Source organism: Chromobacterium sp. W521, from assembly GCF_052805975.1.
On the sequence record NZ_JBRBAF010000003.1, the window covers coordinates 338,702 to 361,168 of the forward strand.

17 protein-coding genes are annotated in these 22,467 nt (G+C 62.1%); 7 read left to right on the plus strand and 10 right to left on the minus strand.

Annotated elements, in window-relative coordinates:
- Positions 1 to 354: 354 nt before the first annotated feature.
- The 3 genes from ACUXV1_RS06220 to ACUXV1_RS06230 all read left to right on the plus strand — a co-directional run bounded on the left by ACUXV1_RS06220 (position 355) and on the right by ACUXV1_RS06230 (position 2,656).
- On the plus strand, positions 355 to 1,092 hold the full coding sequence (locus ACUXV1_RS06220) for a methionine ABC transporter ATP-binding protein (RefSeq protein ID WP_052052234.1): 738 nt from the start codon (positions 355 to 357) through the stop codon (positions 1,090 to 1,092).
- Positions 1,092 to 1,778, plus strand: a complete 687-nt coding sequence (locus tag ACUXV1_RS06225; protein WP_043641827.1) for a methionine ABC transporter permease — start codon at positions 1,092 to 1,094, stop codon at positions 1,776 to 1,778. Before ACUXV1_RS06220 ends, ACUXV1_RS06225 begins: the two co-directional genes overlap by 1 nt.
- 68 nt (positions 1,779 to 1,846) lie before the next feature.
- Positions 1,847 to 2,656, plus strand: coding sequence for a MetQ/NlpA family ABC transporter substrate-binding protein (locus tag ACUXV1_RS06230; protein ID WP_019101410.1), 810 nt, complete (start codon positions 1,847 to 1,849; stop codon positions 2,654 to 2,656).
- Positions 2,657 to 2,924: 268 nt separating this feature from the next.
- Here the strand turns inward: ACUXV1_RS06230 and ACUXV1_RS06235 are convergent, their stop codons facing one another.
- Positions 2,925 to 3,200, minus strand: a complete 276-nt coding sequence (locus ACUXV1_RS06235) for a metal/formaldehyde-sensitive transcriptional repressor (RefSeq protein ID WP_019101411.1) — start codon at positions 3,198 to 3,200, stop codon at positions 2,925 to 2,927.
- Between the two features lie 133 nt (positions 3,201 to 3,333).
- Between ACUXV1_RS06235 and ACUXV1_RS06240 the strand changes: the two genes are divergently transcribed.
- Positions 3,334 to 4,473, plus strand: coding sequence for a HoxN/HupN/NixA family nickel/cobalt transporter (locus ACUXV1_RS06240; RefSeq protein WP_446015090.1), 1,140 nt, complete (start codon positions 3,334 to 3,336; stop codon positions 4,471 to 4,473).
- A gap of 381 nt (positions 4,474 to 4,854) precedes the next feature.
- On the opposite strand, the gene ACUXV1_RS06245 is transcribed toward ACUXV1_RS06240, so the two are convergent.
- The 4 genes from ACUXV1_RS06245 to ACUXV1_RS06260 form a co-directional block, all read right to left on the minus strand.
- Complete coding sequence (locus tag ACUXV1_RS06245) at positions 4,855 to 7,299, minus strand: alpha/beta hydrolase family protein (RefSeq protein ID WP_446015091.1); 2,445 nt, start codon at positions 7,297 to 7,299, stop codon at positions 4,855 to 4,857.
- A gap of 103 nt (positions 7,300 to 7,402) precedes the next feature.
- Positions 7,403 to 8,398 (minus strand): LD-carboxypeptidase, encoded by a 996-nt coding sequence (locus ACUXV1_RS06250; RefSeq protein ID WP_446015092.1) that lies wholly within the window; start codon positions 8,396 to 8,398, stop codon positions 7,403 to 7,405.
- A gap of 363 nt (positions 8,399 to 8,761) precedes the next feature.
- Positions 8,762 to 10,120: a flagellar filament capping protein FliD gene (gene fliD, locus ACUXV1_RS06255; RefSeq protein ID WP_043641832.1), complete on the minus strand. Its 1,359-nt coding sequence runs from the start codon at positions 10,118 to 10,120 to the stop codon at positions 8,762 to 8,764.
- A 286-nt stretch (positions 10,121 to 10,406) separates the two neighbouring features.
- Positions 10,407 to 12,458 (minus strand): site-specific recombinase, encoded by a 2,052-nt coding sequence (locus ACUXV1_RS06260; RefSeq protein WP_143330169.1) that lies wholly within the window; start codon positions 12,456 to 12,458, stop codon positions 10,407 to 10,409.
- Between the two features lie 229 nt (positions 12,459 to 12,687).
- Between ACUXV1_RS06260 and ACUXV1_RS06265 the strand changes: the two genes are divergently transcribed.
- The 3 genes from ACUXV1_RS06265 to ACUXV1_RS06275 are packed head-to-tail and all read left to right on the plus strand — an operon-like array spanning position 12,688 to position 14,635.
- Positions 12,688 to 13,272 (plus strand): TetR/AcrR family transcriptional regulator, encoded by a 585-nt coding sequence (locus ACUXV1_RS06265; protein ID WP_081554726.1) that lies wholly within the window; start codon positions 12,688 to 12,690, stop codon positions 13,270 to 13,272.
- Between the two features lie 56 nt (positions 13,273 to 13,328).
- Positions 13,329 to 13,823, plus strand: a complete 495-nt coding sequence (locus ACUXV1_RS06270) for a DUF4442 domain-containing protein (protein WP_227108215.1) — start codon at positions 13,329 to 13,331, stop codon at positions 13,821 to 13,823.
- On the plus strand, positions 13,820 to 14,635 hold the full coding sequence (locus tag ACUXV1_RS06275; protein ID WP_446015094.1) for a crotonase/enoyl-CoA hydratase family protein: 816 nt from the start codon (positions 13,820 to 13,822) through the stop codon (positions 14,633 to 14,635). The genes ACUXV1_RS06270 and ACUXV1_RS06275 overlap by 4 nt, the downstream gene beginning before the upstream one ends.
- A 111-nt stretch (positions 14,636 to 14,746) precedes the next feature.
- On the opposite strand, the gene ACUXV1_RS06280 is transcribed toward ACUXV1_RS06275, so the two are convergent.
- From ACUXV1_RS06280 to ACUXV1_RS06300, 5 genes are all read right to left on the minus strand, one after another.
- Positions 14,747 to 15,970 (minus strand): branched-chain amino acid ABC transporter substrate-binding protein, encoded by a 1,224-nt coding sequence (locus ACUXV1_RS06280; RefSeq protein ID WP_081554727.1) that lies wholly within the window; start codon positions 15,968 to 15,970, stop codon positions 14,747 to 14,749.
- A gap of 279 nt (positions 15,971 to 16,249) precedes the next feature.
- Positions 16,250 to 17,338 (minus strand): ferrochelatase, encoded by a 1,089-nt coding sequence (hemH, locus tag ACUXV1_RS06285; protein WP_446015096.1) that lies wholly within the window; start codon positions 17,336 to 17,338, stop codon positions 16,250 to 16,252.
- A 220-nt stretch (positions 17,339 to 17,558) separates the two neighbouring features.
- A complete protein-coding gene (locus ACUXV1_RS06290) occupies positions 17,559 to 19,856 on the minus strand; it encodes a DNA translocase FtsK (RefSeq protein ID WP_081554729.1) in 2,298 nt (765 codons plus the stop codon).
- Positions 19,857 to 20,027: 171 nt separating this feature from the next.
- Positions 20,028 to 21,125 (minus strand): anhydro-N-acetylmuramic acid kinase, encoded by a 1,098-nt coding sequence (locus tag ACUXV1_RS06295; protein ID WP_446015097.1) that lies wholly within the window; start codon positions 21,123 to 21,125, stop codon positions 20,028 to 20,030.
- Positions 21,125 to 22,459 carry a M23 family metallopeptidase gene (locus ACUXV1_RS06300; protein ID WP_043641850.1) on the minus strand — a complete coding sequence of 445 codons (1,335 nt, stop codon included), beginning with the start codon at positions 22,457 to 22,459 and terminating at the stop codon, positions 21,125 to 21,127. Before ACUXV1_RS06300 ends, ACUXV1_RS06295 begins: the two co-directional genes overlap by 1 nt.
- Between the last annotated feature and the right edge of the window lie 8 nt (positions 22,460 to 22,467).

Here is a 22,467-nt window from a genome sequence, read left to right on the forward strand (position 1 = left end):
TCTCATCGCCGCCGTCAGCGCTTGCTGGCGGCGGTTTTTCATATGTTTTGCGCTGATTTGTTTATAGCTATTCCCGCTAAGAGAGACGTTTTTTTGAACTGGATGAGACAATTTCAATGTTTTTTGGGGCGGGGCTATTGACTGAAAACGAAAAAAGATGTTCAATCATAAACAAATTTAGTCGCCGATTTGAACACAGCTTGCGGGCGTAAAACAGCTAAAGCGTGGGTAAGCAGACCCAGGAAACAAACCAGCATCTGCTTACAGTAATCTCGATTCAGCAGTGATTCCGAAGATTCCCATGCAAGGCCCGCCAAGTTCATTGGCGGGCCTTGTGTTTTTGGAGTGTTTGGAATGATTCATCTGCAAAATGTTCGTAAGCGTTTCCGTCATCCCGAGGGTGGCTGGTTCGACGCGGTCACGGACACCTCTCTTACCATTCGTCCGGGCGAAGTCTTCGGACTGATCGGCTTTTCCGGCGCCGGCAAGTCCACTTTGCTGCGCCTGATCAATTTACTGGAGCGCCCGGACCACGGCGCGGTCATCGTCGATGGCGAAGACCTGACCAGCTTGTCCGCCAAGGCTTTGCGCCGCGCGCGCCAGAATATCGGCATGGTGTTCCAGCAGTTCAATTTGATGGCCAACCGCACCGTGGCCGGCAATGTCGCCTTCCCGCTGGAAGTGGCGGGCTGGGCTAAGACGGACATAGACAAGCGCGTCAACGAATGTCTGGAAGTGGTGGGTTTGCTGGACCGCGCCAACCACTACCCGGCCCAATTGTCCGGTGGTCAGAAGCAGCGCGTCGGCATTGCCCGCGCCCTGGCACCCAGCCCCAAGGTGATTCTGGCCGATGAGCCCACATCGGCGCTGGACCCGAAAACCACTCAAGCCGTGTTGGAGTGCCTGAAAGACATTAATCAACGCTTTGGCGTCACTATCGTCATCGTCACTCATGAGATGGGCGTGGTGCGGGCGATCTGCCATCGCGCGGCGGCTTTGGACGCCGGCCGAGTGGTGGAAGTGGTGGATGTGTCGGATAACGAAGTGGCGGCGGATTCCGATCTGGCGCGCTCGCTGCTGGAGGCCGCGTAATGGATGCCGCAACCCTGAACGAAGCATTGCAAAACCTGGCGAGCATGGGGCCGGAAATCTGGCAGGCCTTCCAGGAAACGCTGGTGATGCTGGGCATAGGCCTGAGCGCGGCCGTCTTGCTGGGCGGCCCGCTGGGCATCGTGCTCTACCTGACCCAGCCGGGCCAGCAGTTCGCCAACCGCGCGTTGAACGGCGTGTTGGGCTGGGTGGTGAACCTGGTGCGTTCCTTCCCCTTCATCATTCTGATGGTGTCGTTGGTGCCGCTGACGCGGGCGCTGGTGGGCAGCACCATTGGTCCGGTGGCGGCTTCGGTGCCGCTGGCCTTCGCCGCGATTCCGTATTTTGGTCGTCTGGTCGAGCAGACGCTGCGCGAGATTCCTCGCGGAGTGGTGGAGGCGGCCGAAGCGATGGGCGCCAGCCCGCTGCAGATCATTTGCAAGGTGCTGCTCAACGAGGCGCGCTCCGGCCTGATTTCCAGTCTGACCATCCTCACCATCAGCTTCCTGAGCTATACCGCGGTGGCGGGGGTGGTGGGCGGCGGCGGCATCGGCGACTTGGCCATCCGCTATGGCTACTACCGTTATCAGACCGATGTGATGGTGGCCATGGTGCTGATGCTGGTGGTGCTGGTACAGATCATCCAACTGCTGGGCAACCGGCTGGCGGCCAAGCTGGACAAACGTTGACATTCGCCGGCGCTTGGCGCCGGCATGGTGGACCTTTTACCTATCAATGGACAAAGCAGGAGAAAAAAATGCGTAGATTCGTGATCAAGGCAGTGGCGGCTTCGGTATTGGGATTGGCGGCGGCGGGCGCGGCGCTGGCGGCGGACCCGGCCAAGAAGGACATCGTGATTGGCACCACCGTCGGCGATTTCGGCGACATGGTCAAGCAGTCGATCAAACCGATTCTGGAAAAGCAGGGCTACAAGGTCAAGCTGGTGGAGTTCACCGACTATGTCCGCCCGAACCTGGCTTTGCAGGAAGGCGCGCTGGATGTGAATGTGTTCCAGCACAAGCCCTATCTGGACAACTTCGTCAAAGAGCACAAATTGAGCCTGAAAGAGGCTTTCCAAGTGCCGACCGCGCCGCTGGGCATTTACGCTGGCAAGATCAAGGCGCTGAAAGACGTCAAAGTGGGTTCCACCGTGGCCGCCCCCAATGATCCGTCCAACTTTGCCCGCGCACTGGTGATGCTGGCCGATCTGGGCTGGGTCAAGCTGAAGCCGGGCATCAACCCCTTGACCGCTTCCGAGCGCGACATCGCCGTCAATGTGAAGAAGATCAAGATTATTCCGCTGGAGGCCGCGCAATTGCCGCGTTCGCGCAGTGATGTGGACTTCTCGGTGATCAACGGCAACTACGCCACCAGCTCCGGCATCAAGCTGACCGAGGCGGTCTATCAGGAAAAGAGCTACGCCTACGTCAACTGGGGCGCGGTGCGCACGGCTGACTTGAGCAAGCCCTGGGCCAAGGACGTGGTGGCGGCTTATAACTCGCCGGAGTTCAAGGCTTTCGCCAAGCAGAAATACGCTGGCTACAAGCTTCCGCAGAACTGGAAGTAAGCGAGATTGTTATTCGCGCGCCGGCCAACGGCCGGCGGCGCAGGATTTCTTGTAACACTCCTGGCTACAAGACTTGGTGGGAGGGCTCAGCCCTCCCTATTTTTTTGCGCGCTTAGAACCTGTTCAAAGTCTGCCGCGCTTCGTGGAGCGTTGTACGGTGAGCATAAGCTCAAAATGCTCATGTACCACGTGACCATTCCGCTTTTTCGCTCATTTTCGCCTTGTCTCGCCCTTGCTCGCGAGACTTTGAACAGGCTCTTAGGTGCTCTTATTTCAGGTAGGAGCGCAGCACACTCGTCACCTGTTCCAAGTCTTTGCCGCGCTGTGCGGGGTCGACAGCCTCCGGGCCCAGGTGCTCGCGCAGATGGCCCTCGATCACTTCCATCATCAGTCCATTGACAGCGCCGCGCACTGCGGCGATTTGTTGCAAAATCGCCGAGCAATCAACTTCCTGTTCCAGTGCGCGTTCCAACGCTTCCGCCTGGCCTTTGATGCGCCGGACGCGGGTCAATAACTTCTTCTTGTCTTTCACGGTATGCGGCATGCGAGTGGACGTCCCTTATTGTTGATAATATACTGGGGTATAGTATATGGGCGCAGCTTTGCTGCGGTGTCGCCGGTTTGCCCCTCCGAGAGCGGGGAGGCCGGCATGAACGTATTGTAAAAGAAGGCTGAAGATGCCGCCAATCGCCGAGCTGATTCAACAAGGAAGTATTAATCTCTGGTTGTTCATTCCTTCCGCCATCCTGCTGGGGGCGCTGCACGGGCTGGAGCCCGGGCATTCCAAGACCATGATGGCTTCTTTCATCATTGCTATCCGCGGCAGCATCGGCCAGGCCGTGCTGCTTGGCCTGTGCGCGGCCTTGTCGCATTCGCTGATCGTTTGGCTGCTGGCTGCGCTGGCGCTCAAGTACGGAAATCAGTTGATTGCCGAGCAGGCGGAGCCTTATCTGATGCTGTTTTCGGCTGTCGTGGTCATGGTGGTGGCAGCCTGGATGCTATGGCGTACTTGGCGAGACAATCTAGCCGCTCGGGCCATGCTGAAGCCGCCTCAGGGCGGCCGCATGATAAACACCGGCCATGGCTTGATGGAGGTGCTGCCCGTGCGGGAGGAGGGGCTGCGCGTGGCCTTGTACCAGTACGACACCGGTTTGCGACGGCTGAAGCCTGATGGACGTGGCTTGTCGCTGGCTTGGCGGCGCGGCGAAGAGCAAGGAGTGCTAGGTTTTGAAACTGAGGGGGAGTATCTGCTCAGCCCGTGTTTGCCCGCTGGAGCGCTTGTAAGCGCTTTGCTCTTGAGTCACGGCGGTCACGCTCATCGCTACCCTTTGCAGCTGGAGGCAATGGGCGGCGCCGAGCGCGCCGGGCCCTACCGTCGGGCGGAGGGCGCGGGGTCGACACAACGAGCGCGTCGCGCGTCGGCTGCGCTGCCCGTTTATCAAGACGCGCACGAACGCGCGCACGCGGAACAGATTCAGAGGCGCTTTGCGGGCAAGGAGGTAGGCAATGTTCAGATTGCGTTGTTTGGCCTGACTGGGGGCTTGATACCGTGCCCGGCCTCGGTGACTATTTTGCTGCTATGCCTGCACCTGAAGCACTTTTCTCTGGGGGCTACCATGGTGGCTGCGTTCAGCCTGGGTCTGGCCTTGGCGCTGGTCAGCGTTGGGGTGTTGGCGGCCTGGGGCGTGCGTCAGGCGAGCGCCCGCTTTGGCGGGCTGGGCGAATGGGCGCGGCGCGCGCCCTATCTATCTGCCGGTTTGATGTTGCTGGTTGGGTTGGCGATGGCCGCGCAAGCCGCGCGCGGCCTGGTCGCTTAGAACCTGTTCTAAGCGTCTGTTTACGATCTCGCGAGCTAAGGCGAGACAAGGCGAATGGCCGAAGAAGCGGAGTGTGCAGTGGTACATGAGCATTCTGAAGCGGTTTTCAACGCCGTATCGCTGATGCGCAGCAGATCGTAAACAGGTTCTAGGACCCGCTAAGCAAACATCTGATCCTCCCTTGCGCCTCTTTGTCGTTGCCTGCGTCCGCGCGCCTAGGCTCAGGTTCTCCGCGAGGTTTGGTTAGCGGCTTGAAGTCCGCGGCGCATCGTAAGACGTGGCGCGGCGAGTGCTCCTTGCGAAATGCGCATGTACCCCATGTGCATTTCGCCTTTTCTGCGGTTTTCGCGATGTCCCGTTCCGAGACTTTGAACCGGGTACTTAGGATGGCCTCCGCGCGGTGCCGGCGCGGCCCAGGTATCGCTCCAGCCAGCGGTCCTGCTCCCACAGCATGTGCAGTATGGATTCGCGCGCGCGGTAGCCGTGGCTCTCCGCCGGCAGGGTGACCAGCCGCGCCGTGGCGCCTAGTCCCTGCAGCGCTTGATACAGCCGTTCGCTCTGTAGCGGGAAGGTGCCGGGGTTATTGTCCATCTCGCCATGAATCAGCAAGAGCGGGTCTTTGATCTGATTGGCGAAGTTAAACGGCGACATGGCTTGGTAGACCTCTTTGGCCTGCCAGAAATTGCGTTCCTCCGATTGGAAGCCAAAGGGTGTCAGCGTGCGATTGTAGGCGCCGGAGCGGGCGATGCCGGCATGGAACAGCCGGGTGTGAGCCAGCAGGTTGGCAGTCATGAAGGCGCCGTAGGAATGGCCGCCGACGGCGATGCGGGCCGGGTCGGCCACGCCCAGTCGAACCACTTCGTCCACGGCGGCCTGGGCGTTCATTTTCAGTTGCGGCAGGTAGCTGTCGTTCGGCTCTTTGTCGCCTTCGCCGACGATGGGCATGCCTGGGTCGTCCATCACTGCGTAGCCGCGCGCCAGCATGGCCAGCGGCCCCCAATAGCTGACGCGGTTGAAACGGTAAGGGGACTCCGTCACCTGGCTGGCTGCGGCGGCGGTTTTGAACTCGGTGGGATAGGCCCACATCAGCAGCGGCAGCGGACCATCGCGTTTGGCCTCGTAGCCGGGCGGCAGGTAGAGGGTGGCGGTCAGCTTCACTCCATCGGCGCGTTGGTAGCGCAGCTGCTTTTTGGAGACGTTTTTCAGCTGTGGTGTTGGGTGCGGCATATGCGTTAGGGCAAGCGGTTCGGCGGCGTGCCCCAGCGTCAGACGGTAGAGATTGGGCGGCTGGTCGACGGATTCGCGGCTAAGCAGAAGCTCTTGGCCGGCGTCGTCCAGCAGTGCGGCCGGCTGTTCAAACCAGGGCGCTTGCGATTGCCATAGCCGCGTGGCGCGTTTATCGGCTAGAGCGTAGCGGTCGACGAAGGGGCGGTCGCCGTCGGGGCCGGCGCCTTCGCCCAGCAGATAGACGGACTTGCCGTCCGGCGTGGTTTGCAGCACGGATTGGCCGTTAGCGTTGCTGACCATGGCCGCCTCGCCTGGGTCGCTGTAGCGGTCTTCCGATTTGCGGCTGCTCAACAACTCCGGCGCGACATCCTGATCCGGGCGCGCGCGCCAGACTTTCAGTTCACGGGTTTTCCACCAGTGCTCGCGCACCAGAGCCAGGTCGCCGCGGCCCCAGCGGACGTCGGCGAAGCGGCTGGCTAGCCGCAGCAGCAGCCGCGGGGCTTGTTGAAACGGCGCGGCTTGCAAATAGAGCGCGTCGCGTTCGGTTGCTGCGCGGCCGGGGTCGCCTCCGTCCAGCGCCTCAACCCAAAATAGAGAGGCTGGAGCGTCGGCGCGCCAGGCGATTTCGCGCGGACCAGCCTCCACCGCGTCGTTGCCGGACGGCATGCGTTCCAGCAGCGGCCGCTGAGTCACGGTGTGCGCAATACGGCCATGCCGGTCCAGCACATCGATGCGTTTAGGGAAGCGGGATATCGGCACCAGGCCGGAGTAGGGGCGCTGCAGGCGGGTGGCCAGCAGGTGTTGGCGGTTGGGAGAGCCGCTGACGCTGAGATAGCGGTCTGGTTGACCGATCGTACTGAGCTTGCCGTCCAGGCCGACCAGCGCCAATTGGCTTTGTAGTTGATAGTCGAGCAAGTCGGCGTCGTACGGGGTCTTGAGCAGATCGGGATAGGTCCGGGTTTGGGACAGGATGCCGCCTTCGCTTTGCTGGATGTTGGGGCCGCTGGGCGCTTGGGGTTGCTGCGGTGCGGGGCCTTGCTTCGCGGGCACGCGCTTGATCAGCAATTGTTCGCCGAACCAGGCGAAGCCGGAGCCGGTGGCGGCGTTGAGGTGGAAATCGCCCAGCCGGCGGGCGCGGGCGTCGGCGACATCCAGCAGCCACAGCTCCACGCCCTTGACGCCCCACAAGCTGAAGGCCACTCGGCTTTCGTCGGCGGACCAAGCGGTATCGGCGATGCGGGCGCCGGCCGGGAGGCCGCGCACCGTGCGGGCACGGCCTTGTTTCACGTCCAGCAGGGTCAGCGCGTTGCCAAAGTCGAAACGGCTGGCGGCGCGCATCGAGGGATTCAGGCGCAAGCCGGCCAGTTTGAGTTCAGGCTGAGCGACGTCGGCGATGCCGGGCAGGCCGGGGCGATGGATTTGCAGCAAGTTCCGGCGTTTGGGCCCCAGGCTTTGCAAGGGAGGGCGCGGCGCGTCCACTAGCGCTTGCAGCTCCGCGGGCGGGGTTTGATAGCCGTGCTCGGCGGCGCTGAGCGGCGCGGCGGCCAACAGGCCGACAATGAGCGGCGCGCCGGTCAACAGCGGGGAACGAAGGGACATGCGGGACTCCTGGCGAAGAATGGCGGGCAAGTCAAAAAACTTGCCCTAGTCTTGCCGGAGCGTCAAGGCGCGCCGCGCGCGCGGGGCGGCGGCCGAGTGCGCGCTAGAGCGGCGAGGCGGTACTAAGCAGTTCTTTTTGCTGCGGATTTGCCGGTGTCACCGGGTAGTCGAAGAACTGCAGCGTCAGGCCGCCGCCGTCCGCGCTGAAGCGGGCGGGGAAGCCCAGAGGCAGCGTGGTCTTGTCGTGGACATGACCAAAAGGAATGCCTGTCAGCACCGGAACGCTGGTCAGACGGCGGATTTCTTCCAATACCGCGTCCAGGGTGTAGCCGGGATCGTAAATGTCGACTTGGCGGTTCATATTGAAATCGCCGATGAAAATGGCGCGTTGTTTAGCCAGTACGCCGGCGAGATGCAATTGCTGCAGCATGCGCTCAATGCGGTAGGGCTGTTCGGCGACATCCTCCAGGAACAGCAGACCGCCTTTGATCTCCGGCAGGTAGGGGGTGCCGACCAGGCTGCTGAGCACGCTGAGGTTGCCGCCCCAGAAAATGCCTTCGCCGCTGGCGTTGTGGCGTTGCGGCGTGTCGACGCGCAGTTGGCGGTTGGGCGTGGTGGTGGTGGTCAAGAACTCATTCAGCGTGAAGGCGCTGAGCTGCTTGGCTCCAAAGTCGCTGACCATGGGGCCGGCGAAGCTGCCCAGGCCGCCCTTGGCCAGCAAGGCCAGCTGGATGGCGGTGAAGTCGCTGTAGCCGATCAGTTGGCTGCCGGATTCACGCAGCAGCGGGCAGAGCCGGCCGTAGTCGATATGAGGCAGCAGCCGCGTGGCGCCGTAGCCGCCACGGCCGGCCACCAGCAACTGCGGCGCGCGGCGGCGCGAGATCAGCTGATTGAGGTCGCCCAGCCTTTGCGCGTCGCTGCCGGCGAAGCGCTGGTAGCGGCGGTCCAAGGCCTGGACGTTTTCAAGCTGGTAACCGGCCAAGCGCAGCCGCTCCACGGCTTGCTGTTTTTGGCGCGCGTCCGGCAGCGGGCCGGAGCAGGCGGTGAAATAGAGGCTGCTGCCGGCGGCGGCCGGCGCGGGAAGCGATTGGTCAACCATGGTGCGACATCCTTGCAAGAGGCCAAGGCCGGCGCTGAGCGCGCCCATCTGGAGTAGTTGGCGACGAGAGTATTGAATGCGGGCAGTCATTGAGTCCGGGGCCGGTAAGGGCTGGTGCAAACGAGGTTCGACAGCGCTAGGCTGCGTGAGTTGCGCCAGTATACGGCAAACGCGGCGACGATGCTGAGCGCCGCCGTCGTGGTGCACTTTGAACAGGCTCATAGAGCCTATTTGCGATCTCCCGAGCTAGAGCGAGACAAGGCGAAAACGGCTGAGAAATTGGAATGCACAAGTGGTACTTGAGCATTTTGAGCTTGTTTTTAACGCCGTATCGCTGAAGCGCAGCAGACTATGAACAGGTCCTTAGGCAAGCAGATTGGCCAGGCTGGAAGTGGACTGCTGCATGGCGGACAGTTCGCTGTTCAGCGAGGTGTACTGGTGCAGGAGCGAGCTTTTCTCATTGGCCAACTGGTTGTTGAGTTGGGACTGGAGATTGTTCTCGTCGCTGATCTTGGTGTTGATGTCGCCTTGTTCGGTGGTGATCATGCCGTTTGGCCCCAGCAGATTATTGATGGCGGTATTGAAGGTGTTGGCGTAGCCGTTGTTCTTGGCATTGCCAAACAGATTGGCCACGGCGCCGGGGTCGGCTTTTAGCGCGGAGGTGAAGGCTGTGGAGTCCAGTTTCAGCGTGCCGTCCGCCTGCTGGGTGATGCCGACCTGGGCCAGGTAAGCGTAAGAGGAGGTGGCGTTGACGCCTGGCACCGGGGTGCTGAGCAGGCCGGCTAATTGCTCTTGCAGGCCGATCACATCGCTATTGTTCTTCATGCTGCCGCCCAGCGCGGAATTGCTGGCGCTTATCACCTGATTGTAAGCGCTGACGAAGCTTTGCAGCGTCGAGGTGACATTGGCGGTGTTCTGGCTCATGTTCAGTGTTACCTGGCCCAGTTTGTTGAGGTTGACGGAGGCGCCGTTGATCACATTGCTCAGGGTGTTGCTGCTGCTGGACACGTTGACGCCGTTGACGGTCAGCAACGCGTCCTGAGCGGCCGCGGATTCGCTGGCGGCCGCGCTGCTCTGGCCCAGGCCGGCCAGGGTGTTGCCCGAGGTGCCGCCGCTATCGCTGCCGCCGGCGGAAATGCTGAAGGCGTTGGCGGGGCCGGATTGCGAGGAGGCCAGCACCAGCGAGTAATGGTTGTTGTACTGCACCACCGATGCGTTGACGCCGATGCCGGCGCTGTTGATGTTGTCGGCGATTGAGGAGAGCGAGATGGTGGAGCCGTTCTGGCCCAATTGCACCGTGCTGGTGGTGCCGTTGACGGTGAAGCTCAGTGCGCTGGGGGCGCCGGCCAGCGCCGCGTTCTGGTCGGTGATGGCTTGTCCGCCGGATGTTTGGTCGAACACCAGTTGCCGCGGCTGTGCCAGTTGGGTGACGTTAAGCGCGTAGTTGCCGGCCACGCCGCCGGAGGTGGCACTGGCGGTGGCGATGGTGTTGTCGGTGGAGGTGACCTGGAATTGTTGCAGGAAACTGCCCGAGGCCATGGCGGTGACCGAGGTCTGCAAGGCGGACAGCGCCGAGCTGATCTGACCGATGGAGCTGAGCTGGGACTGATAGTTGCTGACCCGGCTTTGGCTTTGGGCCAGCGGCCGGGACTCAATCGACATCAGTTGGCTGACGATGCTTTGAACGTCCAGCGGCCCAACGCTGGTGGTAATGGATGCCATGACGACTTCTCCCCGCGCGATCCGCTGCCATGGGCGCGCTGCAATGCTAGAGATTCAAGAGTTTTATTGTCGTAATGCGTCCGTCACGGTTGAGCCTCCGGCTGCCAGGCCGGCGCGAGCTTGCGCCGCAACTTCCATTGTAGAAGGCGGCGCGCTGCGCGTTGATGAAACCTTATCGACCATTCCCATCCGGACTTTAGCGCGGCGCGCGTGAATGAGCCGGCGGGGCGGTTTCCGTCATAACGCGGGCCGCGGCGGCGGGTTGACGTCGCCGCGGCTCGAGCCGTCACGAACCGTTCTTGAGTTCGGCGGCTTCGCCGGTTTCGCCCCCGTCTTCCGGCGGAGGGCTCTTGGGCGGCAGGAAGAAGGACAGCGGCGCGTTGAGGAAGCGTTTGAACAGCATGGGCACCAGCGGCCACAGCAGGCTGCCGGACAGCTTGCGCGAGCGCAGCGCCACCCACAGCGCCAGCGAGAAGCTGACCGCCAGGTTGGTCAGGCCGATCAGCGCCACGCCGGCGCAGCCCAGCAGCACGGTGGCCAAGGGCAATTGGAAGTCCTGCGCCACGGTGGCGAAGGCCAGGTTTGCGGCGGAAAAGGTGATGTGGCGGATGTCGATGGGCAGGCCGAGGATGAAGCCTATGGTGCCAGTCAGGCCCAGGAACATGCCAAAGTAAAAGTTGCCTGCCAGCGCCCCCAGATTGTGCTCGATATAGCTGCCCAGCTTCCAGGCGCGGTGCTCGCCCAGCAACCGCTTCAGGCCGGCGTGGGAGGCGATGCGTTCCGGGATGCGGCGGTAGATCGCCTTGTTGTCGTAGTAGCCGGCGATCAGGCCGGACAGAAACAGGAAGACGCCGGCAATGGCGGCGTGCGGCAGCGCTAGGCTGTGAATGGGGTCGATATCGTGCAGCAGGCTTTGCGCCTTGGCCACGTTCACCACCGGCGCGCCAAAGGCGGCTTGCCAGGCGAAGGCGATCAGGCCGGCGGTGGGGATGGCCAGCAACACGTTGCCGAGGATGGCGACGAACTGAGTGCGCATCACTTTGACCACCAAGTCGGCCAGGTCTTCCAGCTGCTTCTTCTGGCCGTGGTTTTCATGCAGCACCGCGGCGATGCGGGCGGCGGTCATCGCCGGCTGCTTGGTGGCAATGGTGAGGTGCAGGATCTGCACGATGATGAAGCCTATGGCGTAATTGAGACCGAAGGCGATGCCTTCCCACAACGGGGGCAAATGGCCGCGGCTGAGCATCAGCTTGATCAGCGCCATGAAGCCGACGATCAGGCCGGCGCCCATCGCCGCCTTGGCCATGGTTGACCACTCCTGGCGGCTCTCGGCGATATAGTGCTCGCCGTGGCGGCCGGCGTGCTCGGTGACTTGCAGCGCCAGCAGCTCCACATTGGACTTGAACAGATCGCGCAGGCTGTATTTGCGGTTCTCCGCGCGCGCGAAGGTCACGATGAGCTGGAACAAATGCGGCTCTGCGGCTGGGTCGTGTTCTGGGTCCAGTATCGCCAGCAGCGCGCGGATGCGGGCGATGCTCTGCGCCAGCCGCAGGCCGTGGTAGGTGAGGTTGACCGAGATGCCGAAGCGCCGCGCATTCTTGCGCACCTTGTTGAGAATGCTTTCACACTGGTCCAGCAGCACCAGCACGTGCTTGTCGTCCTCGGCGCGCGGCAGGCCCTCCACCAGGTCGCGGCGGTAGCCGTCGACATAGCGCTGAACCTCGGCGTTCAGGTTGAGAAAAGGGGATTCGAAGCGCTCGATGTCCGGATTGATGCGCACCAGTTCCGGCTCCAGGCCGATGGCGGTGATCTGGGCCGACAGCACTTGCACCGACTCCAACAATTGCAGCCGGGTCTGCTGCCAGCCATCGGCGTTGTCGTTCTCCTGCCAGGCCATCGCCCGCCACAGCGCGTGCCAGGTGGCGTTGGGGATAGCCGCCAGCCAAATGTAGTCTTGTTTCCAGCTGAACAGGCGGCTGAAGCGGTCTTGCAGCGAATCCGCCTTATAAGGCATGGGCAGGATGCGCTCGCCGACGCGGCGCAGCAAGGTGGAGCCGAAACCTTCGTTGGCCAGGATGCCGCATTCGGTATACAGCGGAATCTGCCGGGTTTCGGTCAGCAATTGCAGCAAGGCCTTGCGCAAGGCCGCGCGGTAATCGGAATGGTGCTCCAGCAGATAGGACAGCGCTTGCAGATTGACCACCGCTTGTTGCGGTTTGCCGGCGTCGTCGGGGCGCAGGCACTGCAGCAGGGCGGACAGGGCGTCGAGCTGGGCCGGCGCTTGGCTGATCTGGCGCAAGGCCTGTTCCAGGCTGGGGGACTGAATGTTTTCGCTCATCTAGGGTGCTGGTTTGGATGAAAGTGAGTGGTGGGGGGGCGCGACTCCGGCCTACGACCTTAATGGTAGGCGCAAGCGGCTGGATTTTCCGGCGCGGCGCGAGCGCCTGCTTCGAGGCGCGTGGAACCGGCATTGGGATTTAGAGATGGGGACGATTGATTCAGTTTCCAGCTTTGCTTGCAAAATCACGCAATTGACACCTTACTGACCAGTAAGTAGAGTGCTTCGCATGACTCAAAGCTCCGATCCCAAGACCGACACCCGCAAGCGCATTCTGGACATCGCCGAGCAGTTGCTGCTCAGCCGGGGCTTCAACGCTTTCAGCTACCAGCACATCAGCTCGGAGCTGGGCGTGCGCAATGCCGCCATTCATTATCACTTTCCCAAGAAAAGCGATCTGGGCGTGGCCTTGATCCAGCGTTACCGTCGGCGTTTCCAACGCTTCATCGACCAGCAGGCCGAGCTGGATCCCCGGGCGCAGCTGGAGGCCTACTTCGGCTTGAGCGACAGCTATTACCTGCAGCATCGGCAGATCTGTCCCAGCGGCATTCTCAGCACGGAGTTCCTGACGCTGCCGGAAGACATGCAGCAAGAGGCGGCGGCCTTCATCGACGAGATGCGGCTATGGGCGGTGGACATCACCCGGCGGGGGGCGGCCTGCGGTCAGATGCGTTACGCCGGCACGCCGGAAGCAATTGGCATGATGTTGTTTTCCGCCTTGCAAGGCGCGCTGCAACTGGCGCGCATCGACCAGCACGCGCTGGAGACCATCAAGCAGCAGGTGCGCTCGGTGCTGGGGCTGGACGGGCATTGAGTGCCGGAATCACGACAACAACAGAGGGGCGCTACATGGAGTACAAGAAAAACAGCATGAGCCGTATTGCCGACAAAGTGGGCAAGTTGCCGGCGGGAATGCGCAGCACCGTATTGAGTATGATGTTCGGCAAGATCGTGCCGTTTCTATCCACGGCCGGCCTGCGTTTCGAGGAAGTGGGCCATCAGCGTTTGACGGTGTCCATCCGCAACCGCAAGAAGGTGCAGAACCACATTCGCGGCGTGCACGCCGCGGCGATGGCCTTGCTGGCGGAGACTTCAACCGGCTTTGTCGTCGGCATGAACATGCCGGACGACAAGCTGATGCTGCTTAAGTCGATGAAGGTCAACTACGTGCGTCGCTCGCAAGGCGATATGCGTGCGGTGGCCAGCCTGAACGCGGAACAGATCCAACTGATGCACGACACGGAAAAGGGCGAGGTGCTGGTGCCGGTGCTTGTCACCGACGAATCCGGCGAATCGCCGATCGAATGCGAAATGCTGTGGGCGTGGATTCCGAAGAAGCGCCCGGAACAAGGAGCGGCGGCATGATCAATCTGGAAACGATGCGGATCGAACTGAACGAACATGTGGCGCTGATTCGTCTTAACCGCGCGGATAAGGCCAATGCCCTGAACCGGCAAATGTGGCGGGATTTGCGCGCCGCTTTCGAGTGGCTGGACGACACTCCCGAGGCGCGCGTGGGCGTGCTGGCCGGCGAGGGCAGGCATTTCTGTTCCGGCATCGATCTGGGCATGCTGATGGGCGTGCAGGCGGAGATCGCCGACGATTGCGAGGCGCGCAAGCGCGAAAAGCTGCGTAGGCTGATTCTGGAGCTGCAGGACTGCGTCAATAGCCTGGAGCATTGCCGCAAGCCGGTGATCGCGGCGGTGCATGGCGCTTGCGTCGGGGGCGGCCTGGATATCGCGCTGGCCGCGGATTTCCGCTTCGCCGCCGCGGATGCGGTGTTCTCGGTGCGGGAGATCGACGTGGGCATGGTGGCGGACGTGGGGTCGCTACAGCGGTTGCCCCGCGTGGTGGGCGAGGGCATGGCGCGCGAACTGGCGTTGACCGGCCGCGACGTGGCCGCGGAAGAGGCGCTGGCGATGCGTCTGGTCAACCGCGTGCTGCCGGATGCGGCCGCGGTGTTGGAAGCGGCGCTGGAGTCGGCGAGGCTGATCGCCGGCAAGTCGCCGCTGGCGATGCGCGGCTGCAAGGAAGTGCTCAACTACAGCCGCGACCATTCGGTGGCGGACGGCCTTAATTATGTGGCGAGCTGGAACGCGGCGATGCTGATCTCCGAGGATATCCAAAAGGCCGGCATGGCCATCCTGACAGGCCACGCGGCGCAGTTCCGCGACTGAGCGCGGGTTGTCCGTTCCCAATGGCGCCTGCGGGCGCCATTGTCGTTGGCGGCGGGCAAAGAAAAAGAGGCGCGGAGCGCCTCTTTTTGAGTCAAGCGGGTTCGGCAGCGCTTACTGAGCGGCGCTGGCGGCCGGCGCGGCGGCGGCTTCGCCGCCGACGGTGGACACCACTTCCCACTTGCCGCCCTTGACCTGATACACGGTGACGGCGCCGTTCTTGATATCGCCCTTGTCGTCAAAGGCGATCTTGCCGGTCACGCCGGTGTAGCCGGTCTTGCCCACTTCGGGCAGATAGGTCTTGGGGTCGGTGGATTTGGCGCGCTTCATCGCGTCCACCAGCACCATTACCGCGTCGTATTCATACGGCGCGTAGATCTGCACCTCGGTGTTGAACTGCTTCTTGAACTTATCGTTGAACGCCGCGAAGCCGGGCATCTTGTCGCGCGGCACGCCGCAGCTGGACGCGTATTGCCCGTCGGAGGCCTCGCCGGCCAGTTTGATGAATTCCGGCGTCTGCCAGCCGTCGCCGCCCATCAGTTTGGCCTTGAGGCCCAGGCGCTGCATCTGCTTGGCCAAGGGGCCGGCTTGCGCGTCCATGCCGCCGTAGAAAATCAGGTCCGGCTTGCTGGCCTTGATCGAGGTCAGGATGGCGTTGAAGTCGGTGGCGGTGTTGGTGGTGAACTCGCGTTTCACCACTTCGGCGCCCTTGCCCTTGACCGCTGCCTCGAACTGATCGGCGAGGCCTTGGCCGTAAGCCGTGCGGTCGTCAATGATGGCGATCTTCTTCGCCTTCAGCCCGGTGGCGGCGAATTCGCCCAACGCGCGGCCTTGCTGCACGTCGTTGGCGATCACGCGGAAGGTGGTCTTGAAGCCTTGCTTGGTGTAGTCCGGGTTGGTGGCGGAGGGGGAGATCTGAGGAATGCCCGCGTCGGAGTAAATCTTGGACGCGGGGATGGTGGTGCCGGAGTTCAAGTGACCCACCACGCCGGCGACGCCGGCGTCAACCAGGCGCTGCGCCACTTGGGTGCCGATTTTCGGGTCGCCTTGGTCGTCTTCCGACACCAGTTCGAATTTGAGCTTCTTCCCGCCTATCTCCACGCCGGCGGCGTTCAGATCGGCGATGGCCAGTTTGGCGCCGTACTCGTTGTCCTTGCCCAAATGGGAAATGGGACCGGACATCGGCGATACCTGGCCGATCTTGACGACGGCGCCGTCGCCAGCGGCTTGAGCCGGGGCCGAAGCCGCCTGATTGGCGGCTGGTTGCTCCTGCTTGCCGCAGGCGGCCAGGGTCATGGCGGCAGCGGCAATGACGCTGAGGCGGACATATTTGTTCATGTGATGTATCCCCTGATTCTCTATTCTGTAGACTCTAGTCATCTCTTTGTGGCCAACGGCATTTTGGTGAAATGACCGTTGGTTGCGTTTGATTATGGGTAGCTGTTTGCGCGAGTGTCAATGTCAAAACCGGGGAGGGATGCAACTATTTGTAAACTTCTTCGCCAATGGTGTGTCTAAAGCGCAAACGCCCCCTGGAATAATTGCCAGGGGGCGTTTCTTGTATTTCAAGTTTTTGAATTTAAAAGACTTGTTCGGATTTTTGCCGGCAGTCTTGTTTCAGGCCTTGGCGCCCAACGTCTGGGCTCGCTGCTGGCGCAGCAGGGCGTTTTCCTCCGGCGCTTCGCACCATCCCGACAGATTCTTTTTGATCATAGTCGAGATTGCGAGAATCCATTGCGGGTTTTCGTTCAAACACGAAATGTATCGATATTCGCCGCCCCCGTGGCTGAGGAAGGTTTCCTTGCCTTCCATCGCGATTTCCTCCAGCGTTTCCAGGCAGTCGGCGATAAAGCCGGGGCAGAGAATATCCAGCTTGCCGGTCTTCTCCTTGCCTAGTTGAGTCAATACTTCGCTGGTATAAGGCTGCAGCCATTCCGCGCGACCGAATCGGCTTTGGAAGCACACCTGGTATTCCTGTTGCGACAAGCCCAATTCTTCCGCCAATAAGCGGCCGGTTTTCTGGCATTCACAGTGATAAGGGTCGCCTTTGTCGCGGGTGAACCGGGGGACGCCGTGAAAGCTCATCACCAATTTGTCGCCGCGGCCATGTTGGCGCCAATGCGAGCGCACTTGTTCCGCCAGCGCGCGGATATAGCCGGGATCGTCGTGAAAATGACGAACGGTGCGCAGCTCCGGCATATTGCGCAGTTTCATCAGGGAGCGGAATACCTGATCCAGCGCAGTGGCGCTGGAGGAGGCCGCGTATTGAGGATACAAAGGCACCACCAGCAGACGTTCCACGCCTTGTTCTCGCATGCGGGCGATCACGCTTTCCACCGAGGGTTCGCCGTAGCGCATGGCGAAATCCACGACTAAGTCGCGCAGCCCCATTTCACCCAACTGGCCTTTGATTAACGCAGCCTGCTTGCGGGTGTGGGTATAAAGCGGCGAACCGTCCTTCTCCCAGATTGCCGCGTATTTTTTGGCGGATTGGGCGGGGCGGGTGTTCAGGATGACGCCGTTGAGGATCAGCCACCAGAGCGCGCGCGGGATTTCGATCACGCGGCGGTCGGAAAGAAACTCTTTCAGGTAGGGGCGCAGAGCCTTGGCGGTGGGGGCTTGCGGCGTGCCCAGATTCATCAGCAGCACACCGGTTTTGGGCGTGTAATCGTGGCGAAAAGGGGGTTCGGGCTTGAAATCCGCCATGCGTGACCTCTTGGTTGGTGCCGGGCGGCGTTGCGCCCGGTTGGGTTTTTAGGGGGGGCAGCGGCCGGGTGATCTTAAGACCTGTTTGCGATCTGCCGCGCGTCGTGAAACGAGGCTCGGTGAGTGCGCCATCCGGAATGCTCATGTACCGTGTGCACTCTCCGCTTTCTCAGCGGTTTTCACCTTGTTTCGCCTCAGCTCGCGAGATCGTAAACTGTTCTTAGTCTTCGCGGGACGGCGCCAGCACTGCGCGGTTGCCGTTGCTTTCCATCGCCGAAACCAGGCCGGCGGATTCCATCTGCTCAATCAGTCGCGCGGCGCGGTTGTAGCCTATGCGCAGATGGCGCTGCACAGAGGAGATCGACGCCTTGCGCGTCTTGAGCACAATGGCGACGGCTTCGTCGTAAAGCGGGTCGGCTTCGCCGTTCGCCTCGCCGTCAAGGCCGGAGGGCGAACCGTCTTCGCTGTCGCTCTGGCCGGTGAGAATGCCTTCCACATAGTCCGGGCCGCCGGTGCTTTTCAGGAACTCCACCACATGGTGGACTTCTTCGTCGGCGACGAAGGCGCCATGGACCCGGACCGGATAGCCGGTGCCCGGCGGCAGATAGAGCATATCGCCTTGACCGAGCAGGGTTTCCGCGCCCATCTGATCCAGAATGGTGCGGCTGTCTATCTTGCTGGATACCTGGAAGGCGATTCGCGTCGGGATATTGGCCTTGATCAGGCCGGTGATCACGTCCACGGACGGCCGCTGAGTGGCCAGGATCAGGTGGATGCCGGCGGCGCGGGCCTTCTGCGCCAAGCGAGCGATCAGTTCTTCTATCTTCTTGCCGGCCACCATCATTAGATCGGCCAGCTCGTCTATCACCACCACGATCAAAGGCAGGGTGTCCAGCGGCTCCGGGGTTTCCGGGCTCAGGCTGAAGGGGTTGGGGATCTTTTCGCCGGCCTTGTCCGCGTCCTTGATCTTTTGGTTGAACCCGGCCAGGTTGCGCACGCCCAGCTTGGACATCAGCTTGTAGCGGCGCTCCATCTCCGCCACGCACCAGTTCAGCGCGTTGGCGGCTTGTTTCATGTCGGTGACCACCGGGGCCAGCAGGTGAGGAATGCCTTCATAGATCGACAGCTCCAGCATTTTGGGGTCGACCATGATCAGCCGCACTTCTTTGGGCGTGGACTTGTACAGCAGCGACAAGATCATCGCGTTGATGGCCACTGATTTGCCGGAACCGGTGGTGCCGGCCACCAGCACGTGCGGCATCTTGGCGAGGTCGGCGGACACGGGTTGTCCGGCGATGTCCTTGCCCAAGGCCATGGTCAGCTTGGAAGCCATGTTCTGGTAGCCGTCGGAGCCGACGATTTCCGAGAGGCGCACGATCTGGCGTTTGGGGTTGGGGAGTTCCAGGCCCATATAGGTTTTGCCGGGAATGGTTTCCACCACCCGGATGGAAACCAGTGACAGCGCGCGCGCCAGATCCTTCATCAAATTGACGACCTGAGCGCCCTTTACGCCCACCGCCGGCTCCACCTCGTAGCGAGTAATCACCGGGCCGGGATAGGCCGCCACCACTTTGACGTCGACCCCGAAATCGGCCAGCTTGCGTTCGATCAGCCGCGAAGTGTATTCCACCGTGTCCTGCGAGACCGGTTCCTGTTGTTCCTTGGGCGCTTCCAGCAGTGTCAGGCCGGGCAGCGCGCCGTCCTTGGGGTCGGCGAACAAGGATTGCTGCACTGGCTTTTGGGCCTTGGTGGACAGCGGCACGTCCAGCACAGGAGGTTCGATCCGCAGCGGGATTTTCTCCTCGTTCTTCTTTTTCTCGGTGGTGATCTTGGCTTCGCGCTTTTGCGCGATTTCTTTGCCGATTTCGCGATCTTTGCGCGCCTGCCAGTTGTGCCACAGTTTCAAGGCGCCGTCTTCCAGCGCGCCGCCCAGCCGCTCCATGATGTCGAGCCAAGACAGGCCGGTGAACAGGGAAAAACCGATGGCGGCGAGCACGCTGAGCAAGAGGTAGGCGCCAGACAGGCCCAGGCCGTGGGCGATGCCGAGGCCGATGAAATGCCCCAGCATGCCGCCGGCGGACAGCGGCAGATTGAGCGCTTTTTCCGCCAGGATGATGGCCTCTATGCTGGCGCTGGAAAACAGCAGCAGCAGAAAGCCGCCGATGGCGGCGACGGTGATGGGGTTGAGCTTGAAGCCCAGTGTTTCCATGCGCTGATAGCCCCAGGCGATGGCCACCAGGCAGAACACCACCAGCCACCAGGCCGACAAGCCGAATACGTAGAGCAACATATCGGACAGCCAAGCGCCGAAAGCGCCGCCGTAATTGCGCACGGTGGGATCTGAGGAGCTATGGGACCAGGAGGGGTCTTGCGGGGAGTAGCTTGCCAGCACCAGTACCAGGTAGACGGCCAATACGGCCATCAGCAACCACCACGCCTCGCGCAGCAGCGAGGCCAGCTGCGGCGGCAACGGGGTCTGGCTGTTTTTGACTACGGCTTTGCGCTTGAAAAGTCGCATTTTTCTCATGTTCGGCTATGACTGTCGCTAATTATAGCCTGACACGCCTCGTTTAAGCGTGTCGGAATGTATTCAGCTTTGCTGACAAGTCTTGATGGCGTTCCCTTTAGAGACTGTGTATCAAAGTCTCTTGTGTTGACACGCAAGGCTTTAGAACAGGCTTTGAGGCGCTTATTTGGGGTATAGCGCGCCGAGTACGCGTTCGCCGGCGGCGCCGGTCACTTCCGGCAGGTTGCCGGCGAGGCGGCGCAGGAAGCGCCAGCCCAGCCAGGCGAAGGCGGCGGCCTCCACTTGGTGTTCGGGCAGGCCCAGCGCGGCGGTGCCGGCGATGTTTTGTTCCGGCAGCAAGGCGCTCAGGCGACGCATCAGCGCGCCGTTGCGCGCCCCGCCGCCGCAGACGAAGATAGCCTGGTTTGCCGGGCAATGCAGGGTGATGGCCTGAGCGATGCCGCGCGCGCTCAGCTCCAGCAGCGTGGCTTGCACGTCGACGGCGGGCACATGGCGGCCTAGCAGTTTTTGCTCCAGCCAGGGTAAGTCGAACAGGTCGCGACCGGTGCTTTTGGGCGGGGGCTGACGGAAGAAGGGTTCGTCCAGTAGCGCCTGCAGCAGAGAAGACTCCACCACGCCCTGGCTTGCCCATTGGCCGTCGGCATCGTAAGGATGGCCCTGATGGCGTAGGCACCAGGCGTCCATCAGCATATTGCCGGGACCGCAGTCGAAGCCGATCACCGCTTGGTTTGGGTGAAGGCGGGTCAGGTTGCTGATGCCGCCGATGTTGAGAATCACCCGGTTTTGCTCCGGCGCGCCAAACACCGCCTGATGGAAGGCCGGCACCAGGGGCGCGCCCTGGCCGCCGGCGGCCAGGTCGCGGCTGCGGAAATCGGCGATCACATCGATGTGGGTCAGCTCGGCAAGGCGGGCCATATTGCCTATTTGCCAGGTGTAGCCGGCGTCCGGGGCGTGGCGTATGGTTTGGCCGTGGCTGGCGACGGCTGCGATGTCCGCCGGCTTCAGCTCTTCAGCGGCCAGAAGGCCGTTAACCGCCTGGGCGTAGAGCTCGGCCAACTCATTGGCCAGCCGGGCGGCGCGATCCAGCTCATTGTCGCCGATGGTCTGCAGCGCCAGCGCCTGTTCGCGCAGTCGCGGCGGGTAGGCGACGAAGTAGTCGGCTTCGACGCGGAGCGCGCCTTGTTCGTTGAAGCGCACCAGCACGGCGTCGACGCCGTCCAGGCTGGTGCCGGACATCAGTCCGATCAAGCGTTGATTCATCAGTCTAGCAATGCGATGTTGGTGGGCAGTTCGCGCAGTAGTTTCAGGTGCGCGGTCAGCGCCTGGTTGCCGGATTTGAATTCGGCCAGCTGAGTGGCGCTCAGGCCCGGCGTCGGCAAGGCGTTGGTGGCCGGGTCCACCGCCTGGCCGTTGATCCGCACCTCAAAGTGCAGATGGGGGCCGGTGGAGCGGCCGGTGCTGCCGACGTAGCCTATCACCTCGCCGGCCTTGACGCTTTTGCCGGAACGGGCGCCAGGGGCGAAGCGACTCATGTGCGCGTACAGCGTGGTCATTTTTTGATTGTGGCGGATTTCCACCATATTGCCATAGCCGTTTTGGCGTTCCACCTTGACCATGGTGCCGTCGGCAGGGGCAATGATGGGAGTGCCGCTGGCGGCGGCGTAGTCCACGCCGGAATGCAGGCGCAAGGAGCGCAGTATCGGATGCTTGCGGAAGCCGAAGCCGGAGCTGATGCGTGCGTTGGCCACCGGCTGATGGCTGAAGCCCTGTTTGATGGGCTTGCCCAGCGCATCGTAATAGGCGCCGGACTCGCTGTCGTGGGCAAAGTAGAAGGCTTGGTGAAGCTTGCCGGAGCGTTGAATTTCCACCGCCAGCAGATTGCCGGCGGCGATGGGCGCGCCGTTGTAGAGCAGGGTTTCGTACACCAGATTGATGCGGTCGCCCTTGCCCAGAGAGTTGATGTTGAATTGATCGGCGAAGATTTCCGTCAGTTGGGCGCGGATGTCGCGCGGCACTTGGGCTTTGGCCAGCGCGGCGCCGACCGAGCGGGTGATCAGCAGCGAGCGCACCGTCTGCACCGCTTCGGTGGCGATCGGGTCGGCGCTGGCCTGCCATTCGCCGTTGACCTTTTCGATGGCCACCAGCACTTGCTCGCCGTTTTCGTCGTCATTGAGAAAACGCAGGCCGAACAGTTCGCCCAGGTCGTTGGTTTGCACCGACAGGGTGGCGCCGGTCTTCAGCTTGAGGAGGTCCTTGGACAGGGGGCTGGAGTGCAGAAAGCGGTTGGCTTCGCTGTCGCGAATGCCCAGCCGGTTCAGCACGCGGGCGATGGTGTCGCCGCGCTTGATCGCCTCGTCGCGCCAGTAACGGGTGGCGCTTTCGTTGAAGGAAAAAGCCGGCAGGGTCAGCTGCTCGGTCACTTCTTTTTGCAAAACTTCCGGCTTGGCGGGCTGGGCGCCGTTCTGAGCCACGGCGAAGGCGGTGGCCATGCCGAACAAGGGCAGGGAGGCCGCCGCGCCGATCAAGCTCAGATGATGGTTCATCAGCTTGTGGAAGCATTTTTGCGGGATATGTAGCAGTTTGCGATAATCCATCGTTCACA

What these genes read in the sequence shown, in the direction of transcription:
- ACUXV1_RS06220 (WP_052052234.1), top strand. Translation starts at nt 355, where the DNA reads ATGATTCATCTGCAAAATGTTCGTAAGCGTTTCCGTCATCCCGAGGGT.
- ACUXV1_RS06225 (WP_043641827.1), top strand. Translation starts at nt 1,092, where the DNA reads ATGGATGCCGCAACCCTGAACGAAGCATTGCAAAACCTGGCGAGCATG.
- ACUXV1_RS06230 (WP_019101410.1), top strand. Translation starts at nt 1,847, where the DNA reads ATGCGTAGATTCGTGATCAAGGCAGTGGCGGCTTCGGTATTGGGATTG.
- ACUXV1_RS06235 (WP_019101411.1), bottom strand. Translation starts at nt 3,200, where the DNA reads ATGCCGCATACCGTGAAAGACAAGAAGAAGTTATTGACCCGCGTCCGG.
- ACUXV1_RS06240 (WP_446015090.1), top strand. Translation starts at nt 3,334, where the DNA reads ATGCCGCCAATCGCCGAGCTGATTCAACAAGGAAGTATTAATCTCTGG.
- ACUXV1_RS06245 (WP_446015091.1), bottom strand. Translation starts at nt 7,299, where the DNA reads ATGTCCCTTCGTTCCCCGCTGTTGACCGGCGCGCCGCTCATTGTCGGC.
- ACUXV1_RS06250 (WP_446015092.1), bottom strand. Translation starts at nt 8,398, where the DNA reads ATGGTTGACCAATCGCTTCCCGCGCCGGCCGCCGCCGGCAGCAGCCTC.
- fliD (WP_043641832.1), bottom strand. Translation starts at nt 10,120, where the DNA reads ATGGCATCCATTACCACCAGCGTTGGGCCGCTGGACGTTCAAAGCATC.
- ACUXV1_RS06260 (WP_143330169.1), bottom strand. Translation starts at nt 12,458, where the DNA reads ATGAGCGAAAACATTCAGTCCCCCAGCCTGGAACAGGCCTTGCGCCAG.
- ACUXV1_RS06265 (WP_081554726.1), top strand. Translation starts at nt 12,688, where the DNA reads ATGACTCAAAGCTCCGATCCCAAGACCGACACCCGCAAGCGCATTCTG.
- ACUXV1_RS06270 (WP_227108215.1), top strand. Translation starts at nt 13,329, where the DNA reads ATGAGCCGTATTGCCGACAAAGTGGGCAAGTTGCCGGCGGGAATGCGC.
- ACUXV1_RS06275 (WP_446015094.1), top strand. Translation starts at nt 13,820, where the DNA reads ATGATCAATCTGGAAACGATGCGGATCGAACTGAACGAACATGTGGCG.
- ACUXV1_RS06280 (WP_081554727.1), bottom strand. Translation starts at nt 15,970, where the DNA reads ATGAACAAATATGTCCGCCTCAGCGTCATTGCCGCTGCCGCCATGACC.
- hemH (WP_446015096.1), bottom strand. Translation starts at nt 17,338, where the DNA reads ATGGCGGATTTCAAGCCCGAACCCCCTTTTCGCCACGATTACACGCCC.
- ACUXV1_RS06290 (WP_081554729.1), bottom strand. Translation starts at nt 19,856, where the DNA reads ATGCGACTTTTCAAGCGCAAAGCCGTAGTCAAAAACAGCCAGACCCCG.
- ACUXV1_RS06295 (WP_446015097.1), bottom strand. Translation starts at nt 21,125, where the DNA reads ATGAATCAACGCTTGATCGGACTGATGTCCGGCACCAGCCTGGACGGC.
- ACUXV1_RS06300 (WP_043641850.1), bottom strand. Translation starts at nt 22,459, where the DNA reads ATGGATTATCGCAAACTGCTACATATCCCGCAAAAATGCTTCCACAAG.